The organism is Paraburkholderia sp. MM5477-R1 (assembly GCF_050436385.1).
In the GTDB taxonomy this organism is placed as follows: Bacteria; Pseudomonadota; Gammaproteobacteria; order Burkholderiales; family Burkholderiaceae; genus Paraburkholderia; species Paraburkholderia tuberum.
Map to the genome: position 1 here is coordinate 639,857 of NZ_JBNDMC010000005.1, position 12,028 is coordinate 651,884.

Sequence of the window (12,028 nt, forward strand, 5' to 3'; positions counted from 1 at the left end):
GCCCTACTATATGAGTCAAACCCGCGGACGATATGCGGGATCTCGGGACAGCGGCCAGCGCCAACCTCGTCACGTCAAACAGTCCCAGCCGAACCGGCCGAAACCGCCGTACGTCAATGCACCTCCCCGGGACTCTGCCCACACTGCCTCCATTTTCAAGACACGATCGTTCCAGTTTCTGGTGGATACGGTAGGCGCGGAGAATATCGCGCTGGGACTGGGATCGAACATGGCGCGAGTGGCCGAGCTGACGAAGGGTGAAAGGTTCACGCCCGAGACCGCCTTTCACATGGAAACCACGCTTGGATTGCCTCACGGTTTCTTTGACCAGCCCAATCCTGCGCTTGCGCCCGAAACCATCGCCCGCCTGAAATCACCGCTCGATTTCGTCCGGACCGACGACGAACCCGAGGCAGTGTCGCAAACACCCATGCCGCCTTCCGCCGTTCACGGCGGCCAGCAACCATATCCTGAAGACAGTTTGTCGGGGAAAGCGCAGATGCCGAAAAAAGCAACGGGCGACTCGCCCAGGGCCGTCAGAAACAGTCGAAGCCAGATGGCCGAATCGCCTGCCCCACGTGCGCCGCGAAAAGGTTTACCTTCGAAACCCAGGACATCTGTCGGGGGAAACCAACAGCGACCACTGGCGTTAGACGACAGCGGTGACGTAGAGAAAATTCGACGCGCGAACCTCCTTGTTTTGACGGCTCGTAACGGATCGAAAGCAAGACTCGGTGTGGTCATGAAGATGAGCGGATCCAACATGGCCCACCGGCTGTATGGCAAAAAACGGCTCGACAGTGTTGAAGCAAACCGTTTCACCGAACGACTTGGTTTGCCAGCTGGCTGGCTGGACACGCCGCGTTCGGAAGCCGACATCCCGCAGTCGGTGTCGCGTTTGCTCACGCCCGCCGCGCGCGGCCGTGCATCCGTTGAACAGAAGGAGCCACTCGCGGCCGCAACGGAAGATCGCGCATCGGCGAACCCCGCCGATGCGACGGCGAACGCGAGGCGCTCGCGGGCGGACGTTCGGACCGGGGCGAAAGACCGCGCGTCCGGTTCTGCCGATGCCTCAGAGAAAGCGACGATCGTCGTCAGCCAGCCGCATCATGTCGCTGATGCTCCTGACGAGCCTGCCGGTCGCAAATCTGGCGAAAGTGATGGTGAACCGGCGGCAGCCACGGCGGCAACCGCTGAGTCGCTCGCGGCCCCCGCAACACCTCCGCAATTGCGCGAGTCGCTATCCCCGTCCGTGACGAGCCTGGACCATCTTCACGGCATTGCACCGATCGCGGAGGCATTGCTCAAGACGCTGGCAGGCAAGGCACGCACGGGCCGATTGGACGAACTCAAAGCGCTGGAGCTTTTGCAGCAGGCAGTGCTGTTATGAGGCGGTAGTAGCGTGCCATGAGCTGATCTGCAATGACGCAGGAAGCACATCGGCCGAGCCCGGCAACGGTGCGGGCGAATGATCGCCCCGGTTCCTGAGCTACGGTGCACCGTAGCTCAATGGTCGAAAAATTGCCGTAGCTTGTCGACCGGACCCTGTTTTCTATCTGCAGGGTCCGCACGCCAGGTCGGAACTTTGTGCCCTCTCCTCGACCGCACTCCGGGATGAAGACGACCATTAACGATCAGTTATCCTGAATTTATACCTACAATCTTTTGGTGCCGCCGCCAAAGGCTATTATGAGGTTGGATCTACGTCTGGAACAGGCGAACTAGTAGTGCCGGCGAGGAATTGCCTGAGGCGGCGCTCTGCGCTGATTATTTTGTGCAGGGAAACGGTGGCGAGCTGCGCATCGTGCAAAGCCAGCAGGCCCTCAAAAACGGGAACAGCATCTTCAGGGAGCACCCACTCGTTTGCCGCATGGGCCAGTTCCAGTGCGGCCTCCACGGCATGTTCCGCGGTCTTGAAACGCCGGACCGGTTCGTTTCCGTAACCGTCCTGCTGGAGAAACCATGCGAGGTACACGGTTCGCATTAGCTCATTGAACAGGTGGCCGTTGACATGACCGTCGCGGCAGGCAACAAGCGCAAGATGGGAGACCAACGATTGCTCCCGAACCGACGCCTGGTCCATCGGCAATAACATCGCTTTTGTGAGGTGTTTTCGTGGGCGCGAAACCCCTGCTCCGCCTCGCCTTGAACTCATGTCGTCTGGAAACGTATGTGTGACAGTGCGACTGTTCTAACGAGGTCTTCTCCGCGATCGGCGATTCTGGCGTCGCGAACCCCTCACCTTCCGTCGTCTATGCGCGATACTCCGTGCTACCGGAGCAGATCTCATCCGGGCGACGACGCTGGCGTAATGTGGTGATTTACAAATTCATTGAATTATTTTCGCCGCGTACTAACGTGCTATGTGTGGCACGGATACGGGGAGGCGGCGATGAGCGGCCGGCCCAGAAGCGGAACTCGTGCTGAGCAAATCGGAATTCGAGCAACAAGGCGCTGATGATGCGGCGCAGGACAGCACACGCGTTGGGGTTGCGCGCGTGCATTGTGCTGGCCTGTGCTGAAGGGGTGGACAACAGCACGGTCGCGGCGAAACCGCAACTTGCCCAGAAAACCGTCTCTAGATGGCGTGCGCGATTTGTCGCTGACCGTGTGGACGGACTGCTTCACGCGTCCAGCCCCGGTGCACCCAGGACAATGGAAACACGGGTGTCGACGGGGTTATTGCGGTGGCTCAACGAGGTCGAACGCTGGTTCGCTACGCTTACCGAAAGGTACCTTCGTCGCGCCACGCATGGTTCGACGCGCCAGCTCCAAGATGCAATCCGCCACTACCTTGACGTCTACAACGCTCACCCCCAACCGTTCATCTGAGCAAGTCGGCCGACGAGATCCTGGGTAGTCCCGAGCGGTTTCGTGTGCGGGTTCAGAAGGCCGCGGGATGTATGTCATGAACATCGATACCGACGCAATCGACGAAGTCGCCTTGGCACTTCTATACCTGACGCTGCACGATCAGTGCCGCGCCTGGAAGGGCTTCGACTGGGACGTGCTGAATCGCCTTTACGAAAAGGGCCTCATCTGCGACCCGGTCAACAAGACGAAGTCAGTGGTCTTTACCGAGGAAGGGTTATGTGAGTCCGAGCGCCTGTTCCGGCAGCATTTCGTTATCCCGGAGCGCCCGAACGGCTAATGTAACGAACTTCAAACTAATGACAGTGGCGACTGAACGGGAATTGCGACGCAGGAGCGCAGCCGTGTAATCCAGCCGTGAGAAAATTGGCGGACATCGGAACGGGTTCCCCGTGGGCCTGCGTGGGCGAGCACGCACTACGTGTCCAATGGCAGCGTCTTAGAATCGGAGAAGGAATGACCACGGTAGTAATCAGGTACGGCATGGTCCTTCTGGCAATCGCTTTTCCCGCGTTTGCCGGCGCCCGGTACATTGAAGTTTGGAATCCGCCTGAGCCACAAGGCGATACGCGGCGGGTCCAACCGGTCCGCAAGGCGCCGAAGCATCGGGGCGCGAGCATGCGCACCGGACGTAGCCAGCTGCAGCACCGCATCGTTGCGGCAGCGCCCGGCCCAAAGGCATCTGTCGCCGCGGTCGGGCACCGTACGGGGGAGCCACGCTATGACCACATTCCGCGTCAGGTTACGCCTGAGGGTAACGTACTTCGCGTGGATGGGCGTCGCGCATACGTCGAGATCGAACGCTGATGCAAAGCGAACAACATCAGGGATACATGCTATGGGGTCGTGCCATTCTGCAGCAGAAGGAAATCCTGCACCCCGAACGCTACGCCGCAAGCGCCGCCATCACGAAAGACAACAAGGTCCTTGAAGCGTCCGGTGTACTCGGCGAATTCGACACAGAGGAAGAGGCGGAACTGGCGGGTATTCAATGGGCACGCGCGTGGGTGGATAGTGTCGATTGAATCGAAGCCGTCCCGATCGGTCGGGGTCTGAGAGCGGTTTGGAGTCGCGGTCTTTGGCGGATCGGTCCTAGCAGGCTGTTGAAATATCCGTCGTTGATGCACTCAGGTGCATTGCGACGGATGCTGAGTTCGCACTTCTGAAACGCGGAACGCGTTTCCGGGCGTTCGAGGCTGCTAACGGTTTCACCATATCGATGTTATCCACTGCATCCCGGCCCTCAACGGGCAAGTGTGCGCATACGCGTCAGGTTGTAGCCGACCTGCGTCAGCACGAAGAGCTGGTCCACGCGTTCAAGTCCTCGATACATCGCCTGTCGAATTCGTCCGACTGTCTTGCCCCATCCGAACACCTGCTCAATCCGCTTACGTTTTTGCTGGCTGACCGCGTAACCCGGCCAACGCGTGGTTCGCTCGTCAATCGCTGAGCCTCCTGGACGCCCATCGTTTTGCGCGACATGAGGCGTGACGCGATTTGCTCGACAGGTGGCAACAAAGCCGGCCGTGTCGTAGTTCTTGTCTGCCCCGACCGTAATGCCGCCCGGGGCCACCTTCGCGGCGTCAGCAAGCATTTGCGCGGCGCAGTCGCGCTCGGCGGTGCCCGTCGCCAGCGTCACCTGCGTGTTGACTACCAGGCCGTGCCGATTGTCAGTCAGTACATGGCCCATGTAGCAAAGCATCGCACCGGTTCCTTTGCTCTTGCGAAACAGGCGCGCCTGCTCGTCGGTCGTGGACTGATGCGTCGCGTTACTGCGCTTCTGACCGTGCCAGTTGTCATCGGGCGCCGGCGGTTCGTCGGGCGGCGTATCGTCTTCGTCCGGACTTGCCTTCGGCACAAAGCTCTTGTGTCCCGCCCATGCCTGAATCAGCGTGCCGTCAACGCTAAAGTGCTCACCCGACAGATGCCCACGCTCGCGCGCAGTCTCAACCGTCTCGTTGAAGAGCAATACCAGCACATCGTGTTCAAGCAGTCGGTCGCGGTTCTTGCTGAATGTCGAGTGGTCCCACACCGTCCCATCCATCGACAAGCCGACGAACCAGCGAAAGAGCATGTTGTAGGAAATCTGTTCCATCAACATGCGCTCGCTGCGAATCGAGTACAGCACCTGAAGCAGTAACGCTCGCACCAGCTTCTCCGGTGCAATGCTCGGCCGCCCACCTTTCGCATCAGCCTCGTACATCCGGGCAAACACGTCGTCCATGCGTTTGAGCGCATCGTTGAGCCACGTGCGAATCGGACGCAACGGATGGTCTTTCGGCACAAAATCATCCAGCTTCAACACCGTGAACATCGACTCCGTAAAACCATCGGCACCGCGCATCCGTTTCATCCCGCTCACATTCACGACATTACCTTCAACGTTTGCCCCTTGGTCCCGGATGACGGAGAAACGAGGTATTTCAACAGCCTGCTAGGTCGTGCAGGGCCAGTAAACTATTCCAAGGTAGAAGGTACATGCAAGTGACAATCGTGGGAGCCGGCGCAATCGCTTTGGGTTATGCGGCGTATCTCATACAGAATGGACATAAACCGAAAGTTTGGTCTCCATCGGGAGCCCGGACTGCAGACTTCGTTGCTGGACTCCCCCTTCACGTGAAGGGAGCGGTCGAGGGGCAGTTCTACTTGGAAGTCTGCGGGAAAGCGGAAGATGTTGGCGACGCCGATGTCATTATTTTGGCATTGCCGGCCTACGGATACCGATTCGTCCTCGACAGCATCATCCCTTATATCCGCGCACACCATAGCGTAATCATCAGCGCTCATCTTTCATTCGCGGCTCTCTACATTTCCCAGCGCCTTGCGGCGCGGGGGCTCGTCATCCCCATAGCAGCTTGGAGCACCACGGTGCTAACGTGCAAGACTCAGTCTGCGAGAGCTATCACGGTAGGCACGATCCGCGCCAAGGTCGACATGGCCGCATTTCCAACCCGCCACATCCACCGGATTCATACCACTTGCGTTTCACTCTTCGGAGACCGGTTCGCACTGAAGGACGAGCTAAAGTCGAATCTGGTGTACGGGGGAGTTGAGGCGGGAAGTTGAAGGCGGTGGAGGTTTCAGCTGAGAATCTGATTGTCGAAGTCGGAAACCAGCAAACAACAAACCATCCACCATGAGCAAGGATACGGAAAAAGCAGTTGTCGGTCTATTGGGCGCCGGCCTGGGGCTGGACGATTTGGTTCGTCAAGGGGCACGGCAAGTGATTCAACAAGCGATTGAAGCGGAGCTGGCAGAGCTGATGGAGCGGTTCGCGAACGTCAAGACCATGCATGGACAGCGCGCGGTGGTCCGCAACGGCTACTTGCCGGAACGCGATGTGTTGACGGCGGCCGGGCCGATTCAGGTGAAGGTACCGAAGGTGCGTGATCGATCAGGATTCGGCGTGAAGTTCAACTCGACGATCGTGCCGCCGTACGTGAGGAAGTCGCCCCGCGTAAGCGCAGCCCTGCCGTGGCTGTATCTGAAGGGTATTTCGACGGGCGACATGGGCGAAGCGTTAAAGGTGCTCGTGGGCGATGACGCCAAGGGCTTGTCGGCCAACGTGGTGAGTCGGCTGAAGGCGCAATGGGCTGAAGATCATGCGGCCTGGAGCAAGCGGGACTTGTCGGAATCACACTATGTGTACTGGTGGGTGGACGGCATTCACACCGGGCTGCGCAGCGAGAACTCGGACGGTCAATGCTTGCTCGTGATCATCGGCGTGAGGCCGGATGGGAGCAAAGAGCGCGTGGCGATCGGCGATGGGTATCGCGAGACGAAAGCATCGTGGCTGGAACTGTTGCTCGACCTGAAAAAGCGCGGTCTGAAGGCGGGTCCACGGCTGGCGGTCGGCGACGGCGCGATGGGCTTCTGGGCGGCGCTGGAGGAAGTGTTTCCGACAACGCGTGGTCAGCGCTGTTGGTTTCACAAGATGGGCAACGTGCTCAACGCGCTGCCCAAGTCGCAGCAGGCGCGCGCGAAGGCCGACATGCAATCGATCTGGATGGCCGCGACGCGTGCCGAAGCCCATGCCGCGTTCGATCGTTTCGTGTCGATCTATGCGGCCAAATATCCGAAGGCGGCGGAGACGCTGAAGAAGGACCGAGAGAGCTTGCTGGCCTTCTACGAGTTCCCCGCCGAACATTGGCAGCATCTGCGTACCACCAACGCGATTGAATCGACGTTCGCGACGGTGCGCCACCGTACGACACGTACGCGTAACTGCGTGTCGCGACCTACCTTCCTCGGCCTGGCATTCAAGCTGATTGAGGAAGCCGAGAAAACTTGGCGCCGTATCAACGGCCCGGAAAAGATCAAGCTGTTGCTCGAGGGTGTGGCCTTCAAGGACGGCGAACCGGTGCAAGACGATCGACCGGTTCAGCAGAAACTCGCCGCTTGAAATCGACCGCCATCAAAATGTTCATACACCACTCTTGACGTTAGCTCCTGAAGGACGACCTGCTGACGCTGACGCTCAGCAACGTTAATCCGCAAGATCACATGGGTATTGCGCTAGCCAACTTGACCCGTATTGAGAAGGGCGAAAGCTGGAGCCAAAACTCCAATCTGACACCAACAGTCGGGAGGCTCCTTGAGGCTCTAGACCAAGAGAGACTTACCATTGCAGCAGCATTCGGAAAGTCAGTGAGAACGACCTTTGATCATTGCAGGCTGTCTTTTGGCGTGGTTGGTGACTCACTTTCGGCAATATCGGAGCAACTGGTCCGGCAAGGGAGTGATCCGCTCGGCCCGAGAGACATCGCCACACGCTACGTGCTCGAAGACGTGCCGTTCGGATTGGTACCGACGCTTCGACTCGCCGAACTGGCTGGGGTGAGAGCACCCTTGCACGAGGGCGGCGTGGTAATTCTCGGCGCTTGTTACGGTCGGGACTTTGTGGCGGACGACGACATTCTTCCCGAGATTGGACCGCTTCAAATCGACACCCTCAAGAGGCTTGTAGTCGACGGCTATGCCGTTCCAACCTAGATGCCATTACATCCGGCGATGCGCTCGATGGGCGTCCGAGTCCGACGCCACCGACGCAATAAAAGCAGAAGTACTATGCCGCAAATCCAGACCTGGAGTTTATGAGAAACCAAAATGAAGATTAAAACGCTACTGGTCGCCTTGTGGGCAACGTCCATTCCATTTGCGGCATTCGCGTACGATGGAAAGGAACTTAAGTTCGGAGTCGACAGCGCTTACCCGCCATTTGAGTCGAAAACCCCGAGTGGCGAGCTCGTTGGATTTGACATCGATCTGGGTAATGCAATTTTCGCGAAGGCAGTCGGTTTCAGCCACAAGATATACGCCAACTTCGAAGCGCTGGTTGTAAGGGGCGGCTCGGCTCTGGTGGCAATGCCCGAATCGCTCAACGAAAAGCATATCGGAGTCTTGCAGGGAAGCACACAGGAAACCTATGCACGGAAGCATTGGACGAATGGAGTTGACATTGCGCCCTACCCTTCGCAAGCCCCAGGTGTGGAATGACCTCGCGGGTGGGCGGCTCGATGCGGCACTGGTTTCGGGGCCGACGGCTGAGTCGGGATTCCTGAATACTGCGCAGGGTCGTGATTTCGGTTTCGCGCGAGGTCCGGCCATCCACGACGCCGCCATCTTCGGTCCCGGCGTCAGCATCGGTGTGAGAAAGGGTGACAGAGCCCTGCTCGAAGCAATCAACGGTGCGATCGACAGTCTCCGCAAGGACGGGACGTATGACCGAATTGCAAAGAAGTACTTCACGTTCGACATTTACGGCGGTTAATCGACGTCAACTGCCCAGCAAAACAGACCGCGTGCCCGACCCAGGGTTGCGCATAAAAAAGCATCGAGACACACAATATAAGGTTTGGAGACCTCAATGAAAATGAAACTTCTTGCAGCTTTCGTGATGTCAGCCGCCGCAGCTCCCGCAATGGCCCAAAGTACGGTGACACTCTACGGTCTGATCGATGAAGGGATCAACTATACGAATAACGTCGGTGGCAACAAGCTGTTCGAGCTCCAGAGCGGTACGGTCCAAGGGAGTCGTTGGGGCTTGAAGGGAGCGGAGGATCTCGGCGGCGGTCTCAAGGCAGTTTTCCAGCTGGAGAGCGGCTTTAATGTCAATAATGGCAAGCTCGGTCAGGGCGGCCTGATGTTTGGGCGACAGGCGTGGGTCGGCGTCGCATCCAACCAATACGGAACGGTTACTCTCGGTCGACAGTACGACTCCGTCGTCAACTATCTGGCTCAAACGACGGCGAATGGCACATGGGGCGGGGGCATGTTCTCCCATCCGTACGACAACGACAACACGGACAACACCTTCCGTGTCAACAATACTGTCAAGTACACAAGCCCCGAGATTGCTGGCTTTAAATTTGGCGGCACGTACAGCTTTAGCAACGACACCAACTTCGCCAACAATCGCGCGTACAGCATGGGCGTCCAATACGTCATAGGCGGCTTGCTGCTGGAAGCCGCCTATCTGCAGGCGAACAAGCAGTCGTCCACCGCCGGTGGTGCAATCGGGAACAATCCCGCTGCGGATGAAAATTTTCTGGGGAACAAACTGCGCATCTTCGGCGCGGGGGCAACCTACACGTTTGGTTCGGCCAACGTGGGCATCTCGTATTCGAATACCTTCGTCGCCAATCCGGTGTCTTCGGGATACGTCGGCAAGATTACGCCAGCCTCGGGCACGCTTTCCAACCTGCGTTACCAGAATTTCGAAATCAACGGCAAGTACCAGTTCACGCCAGCCTTCTTCGTCGGGGCGATGTATACGTACACCCTGAGCGGTTTCAACGCCACCACTGGAAAGTTAAAGCCGAATTACGAAACTGCGGGGCTGATGGCTGATTACTCACTGTCAAAGCGCACGGACGTCTATGTACAGAGTGCGTATCAGCACGTCGGTGGTGACCGTACTGGCAGCGCCCTCGACTTCGCCTTTGTGCCGGTGGCCGATGACGTATCGTCGAATCGCAATCAGGTGGTTGCACGCGTCGGCCTGCGTCATAAATTCTAAACCGGGCCAGATATCGCTCGATTGACGTTCGTCCACGTTCCGAGCGAACCTGTTGGGCGGCGCCTTAGTTCCTACAGAAGCGGAGAGCGTCCTCACAAGCGCACCCACATGCCGGCCCTCCGCGGTGATCTCCTGCGAGTGATGTTTGCACTTGCACATGTAGGCGCGCGCTCGTCGCATCAGCGCGTTGATGTGGGGCGCCAGAAAGAGGGTGATGTCCTTCGAATATTTCTGCAGGCCCCCAAGGTGCAGGCGCTGTTCGACGCGTCGCCCTACGGCGCCGGCTGCAAGGGCGCCCTCAGCGTCGGTCTGGGGACGATCACGCAGTATCTTCAGCTTGCCACAGCGGCAGGACTGGGCTGGGCGTCGGTCGAACATCTGGAAGAAGACGAGCTTGAGCGGCGCGTCCTGTCGCTCGCGTCGTCACCTTTGCGGTACTCGACTGCGAAAGTCATATCAGTATCTGGTCGTGGTCATGCGCAGATTGCTCTGTCACAAAGGATCATTTGCTACATGGGCCATGTACTGACTGACAACCGGCACGGCCTGGTAGTCAACGCGCAGGTGACGCTGGTGACGGGCACCGCCGAGCGCGACTGCGCCGCGCAAATGCTTGCTGACGCCGCGAAGGTGGCCCCGGGCGGCATTACGGTCGGGGCAGATAAGAACTACGACACGGCCGGCTTTGTCGCCACCTGTCGAGCAAATCGCGTCACGCCTCATGTGGCGCAAAACGATGGGCGTCCAGGAGGCTCAGCGATTGACGAGCGAACCACCCGCGTTGGTCGGGTTACGCGGTCAGCCAGCAAAAACGTAAGCGGATTGAGCAGGTGTTCGGATGGGGCAAGACAGTCGGACGAATTCGACAGGCGATGTATCGAGGACTTGAACGCGTGGACCAGCTCTTCGTGCTGACGCAGGTCGGCTACAACTTGACGCGTATGCGCACACTTGCCCGTTGAGGGCCCGGATGCAATGGATAACATCGATATGGTGAAACCGTTAGCAGCCTCGAACGCCCGGAAACGTGTTCCGCGTTTCAGAAGTGCGAACTCAGCGTCCGTCGCAATGCACCTGAGTGCATCAACGACGGATATTTCAACAGCCTGCTAGAGAATGCCAAGTACTACGGATAGTCGGTGCGAGATGATCAGCACGTCATCGCTCTGCAGCGATATCAACATCAAGACCTACCCGATGTAAACGGTATGGGATTCCGACCAAAATCGAAACAGGAGAGCAAGTGAAAAAACTGCTGATCGTGTCGATCGCGGTCGTGCTGATAGGCGATCTCTGCATCAGCGGTATCGCGATTCAACGAGTACTGGATCGCTTTGGTGGTGTCCGATTTCGCTGAGAGTGTGAGAAGCGTCGCCTCGAACCCACCGCTTCATTTCATCAAGCAGCGCAACGGCGTGTGCCTGGCGGATGCGCCGTCGCTCTTCTGGCGGCTTGCCTCGAATGTGCTCTTCGATGCGATAGAGTGCGCCAATACGCTTTAGTGCTTCGCCGGTGATCGACGATGGCCGGACAGCGTGCAGATCGTGCAGCTTTCGACGTGCGTGCGCCATGCATGCTGCCTCCTGAATCTGACCGCCCACGTACAGCTCCGCGTATCCCGCGAACGCGTCTGCCTGTAGCACGCCCTTGAAGTTGGCAAGATGCCGCTGCGGATGTTCGCCGCGACGATCCGGTGTATAGGCAAACCAGACCGCCGGAGCTTCGACGGAACCACTGGGCCGATCATCGCGCACATACACCCAGAGCCAGTAATGTCCGATTCTGGCGTGCGCCGTGCAAAGGCGGCGCTTTCCCAGTGGGTGCAAGCCCCACCCGGCAACCGCTCCAGCCGGAAGCAACCGGAGCAGCTATGGAGGTAACGAAGTGGCTGAAGCCTTCGGTGTAGCGTGTCACGAAATACGGTGACAGCGCGAGTGTGCAGGCCGTAACACGTGTGAACGCCGAGCAAGCCTCGAAAAGGTCGATGCGCAGGCCGACCCGACTGCCATTACGGGGAAGGCTGATACGGCTGGGCGAAATGAGCAGGCAGGACGCCCAGCCGCTGCGCCGGGGTAGTGGCGACAGCATGCACACAAGGGAAGCGCACGCAACACGGGAAGCCCCTTGGCGTGGTCAGGG

Annotated in this window: 12 protein-coding genes and 2 pseudogenes; 11 read left to right on the forward strand and 3 right to left on the reverse strand. The window is 58.7% G+C overall.

All coding sequences use genetic code 11. The features are described 5' to 3' along the window. The first annotated feature begins 10 nt into the window (after window positions 1-10). Window positions 11-1,390 (forward strand): hypothetical protein, encoded by a 1,380-nt coding sequence (locus OKW35_RS15270; RefSeq protein WP_429552465.1) that lies wholly within the window; start codon window positions 11-13, stop codon window positions 1,388-1,390. Between the two features lie 297 nt (window positions 1,391-1,687). Here the strand turns inward: OKW35_RS15270 and OKW35_RS15275 are convergent, their stop codons facing one another. Continuing rightward, on the reverse strand, window positions 1,688-2,083 hold the full coding sequence (locus OKW35_RS15275) for a hypothetical protein (protein ID WP_429354957.1): 396 nt from the start codon (window positions 2,081-2,083) through the stop codon (window positions 1,688-1,690). Between the two features lie 377 nt (window positions 2,084-2,460). Here OKW35_RS15275 and OKW35_RS15280 point away from each other — a divergent pair, with 377 nt between their 5' ends. From OKW35_RS15280 to OKW35_RS15290, 3 genes are all read left to right on the forward strand, one after another. After that, a complete protein-coding gene (locus OKW35_RS15280) occupies window positions 2,461-2,832 on the forward strand; it encodes a helix-turn-helix domain-containing protein (RefSeq protein ID WP_429354958.1) in 372 nt (123 codons plus the stop codon). A gap of 76 nt (window positions 2,833-2,908) precedes the next feature. Continuing rightward, entirely contained in the window at window positions 2,909-3,151 is a 243-nt protein-coding gene (locus tag OKW35_RS15285; RefSeq protein ID WP_429354959.1) for a DUF6429 family protein, read from the forward strand. A gap of 526 nt (window positions 3,152-3,677) precedes the next feature. Further along, window positions 3,678-3,896 (forward strand): hypothetical protein, encoded by a 219-nt coding sequence (locus tag OKW35_RS15290; protein WP_429552466.1) that lies wholly within the window; start codon window positions 3,678-3,680, stop codon window positions 3,894-3,896. A 218-nt stretch (window positions 3,897-4,114) separates the two neighbouring features. On the opposite strand, the gene OKW35_RS15295 is transcribed toward OKW35_RS15290, so the two are convergent. Next, window positions 4,115-5,215: an IS5 family transposase gene (locus tag OKW35_RS15295; RefSeq protein WP_429552790.1), complete on the reverse strand. Its 1,101-nt coding sequence runs from the start codon at window positions 5,213-5,215 to the stop codon at window positions 4,115-4,117. Window positions 5,216-5,349: 134 nt separating this feature from the next. Between OKW35_RS15295 and OKW35_RS15300 the strand changes: the two genes are divergently transcribed. The 7 genes and pseudogenes from OKW35_RS15300 to OKW35_RS15330 all read left to right on the forward strand — a co-directional run. Continuing rightward, the gene (locus OKW35_RS15300; protein WP_429552467.1) at window positions 5,350-5,937 is read left to right on the forward strand and encodes a ketopantoate reductase family protein; all 588 of its coding nucleotides are present in this window, start codon (window positions 5,350-5,352) and stop codon (window positions 5,935-5,937) included. A 70-nt stretch (window positions 5,938-6,007) separates the two neighbouring features. Continuing rightward, window positions 6,008-7,273: an IS256 family transposase gene (locus OKW35_RS15305; protein ID WP_090812446.1), complete on the forward strand. Its 1,266-nt coding sequence runs from the start codon at window positions 6,008-6,010 to the stop codon at window positions 7,271-7,273. 62 nt (window positions 7,274-7,335) lie between these two features. Then, window positions 7,336-7,863, forward strand: a complete 528-nt coding sequence (locus tag OKW35_RS15310; protein ID WP_429552791.1) for an NAD/NADP octopine/nopaline dehydrogenase family protein — start codon at window positions 7,336-7,338, stop codon at window positions 7,861-7,863. A 114-nt stretch (window positions 7,864-7,977) separates the two neighbouring features. Further along, entirely contained in the window at window positions 7,978-8,367 is a 390-nt protein-coding gene (locus OKW35_RS15315) for a transporter substrate-binding domain-containing protein (protein WP_429354962.1), read from the forward strand. Further along, entirely contained in the window at window positions 8,330-8,641 is a 312-nt protein-coding gene (locus tag OKW35_RS15320) for a transporter substrate-binding domain-containing protein (RefSeq protein ID WP_429552468.1), read from the forward strand. The genes OKW35_RS15315 and OKW35_RS15320 overlap by 38 nt, the downstream gene beginning before the upstream one ends. Window positions 8,642-8,737: 96 nt before the next feature. Then, window positions 8,738-9,889 (forward strand): porin, encoded by a 1,152-nt coding sequence (locus OKW35_RS15325; protein ID WP_429552469.1) that lies wholly within the window; start codon window positions 8,738-8,740, stop codon window positions 9,887-9,889. Window positions 9,890-10,390: 501 nt separating this feature from the next. Then, window positions 10,391-10,851, forward strand: a pseudogene (locus OKW35_RS15330) (transposase); the annotation flags it as partial. A 347-nt stretch (window positions 10,852-11,198) separates the two neighbouring features. On the opposite strand, the pseudogene OKW35_RS15335 reads toward OKW35_RS15330, so the two are convergent. After that, window positions 11,199-11,655 (reverse strand): annotated as a pseudogene (locus OKW35_RS15335) (IS66 family transposase); the annotation flags it as partial. Window positions 11,656-12,028: the final 373 nt, after the last annotated feature.

Excerpts from the sequence above, each read along its gene's own strand:
- OKW35_RS15290 (WP_429552466.1), top strand. The coding sequence starts at position 3,678 with ATGCAAAGCGAACAACATCAGGGATACATGCTATGGGGTCGTGCCATT.
- OKW35_RS15280 (WP_429354958.1), top strand. The coding sequence starts at position 2,461 with ATGCGGCGCAGGACAGCACACGCGTTGGGGTTGCGCGCGTGCATTGTG.
- OKW35_RS15285 (WP_429354959.1), top strand. The coding sequence starts at position 2,909 with ATGAACATCGATACCGACGCAATCGACGAAGTCGCCTTGGCACTTCTA.
- OKW35_RS15270 (WP_429552465.1), top strand. The coding sequence starts at position 11 with ATGAGTCAAACCCGCGGACGATATGCGGGATCTCGGGACAGCGGCCAG.
- OKW35_RS15325 (WP_429552469.1), top strand. The coding sequence starts at position 8,738 with ATGAAAATGAAACTTCTTGCAGCTTTCGTGATGTCAGCCGCCGCAGCT.
- OKW35_RS15315 (WP_429354962.1), top strand. The coding sequence starts at position 7,978 with ATGAAGATTAAAACGCTACTGGTCGCCTTGTGGGCAACGTCCATTCCA.
- OKW35_RS15275 (WP_429354957.1), bottom strand. The coding sequence starts at position 2,083 with ATGGACCAGGCGTCGGTTCGGGAGCAATCGTTGGTCTCCCATCTTGCG.
- OKW35_RS15300 (WP_429552467.1), top strand. The coding sequence starts at position 5,350 with ATGCAAGTGACAATCGTGGGAGCCGGCGCAATCGCTTTGGGTTATGCG.
- OKW35_RS15305 (WP_090812446.1), top strand. The coding sequence starts at position 6,008 with ATGAGCAAGGATACGGAAAAAGCAGTTGTCGGTCTATTGGGCGCCGGC.
- OKW35_RS15295 (WP_429552790.1), bottom strand. The coding sequence starts at position 5,215 with ATGCGCGGTGCCGATGGTTTTACGGAGTCGATGTTCACGGTGTTGAAG.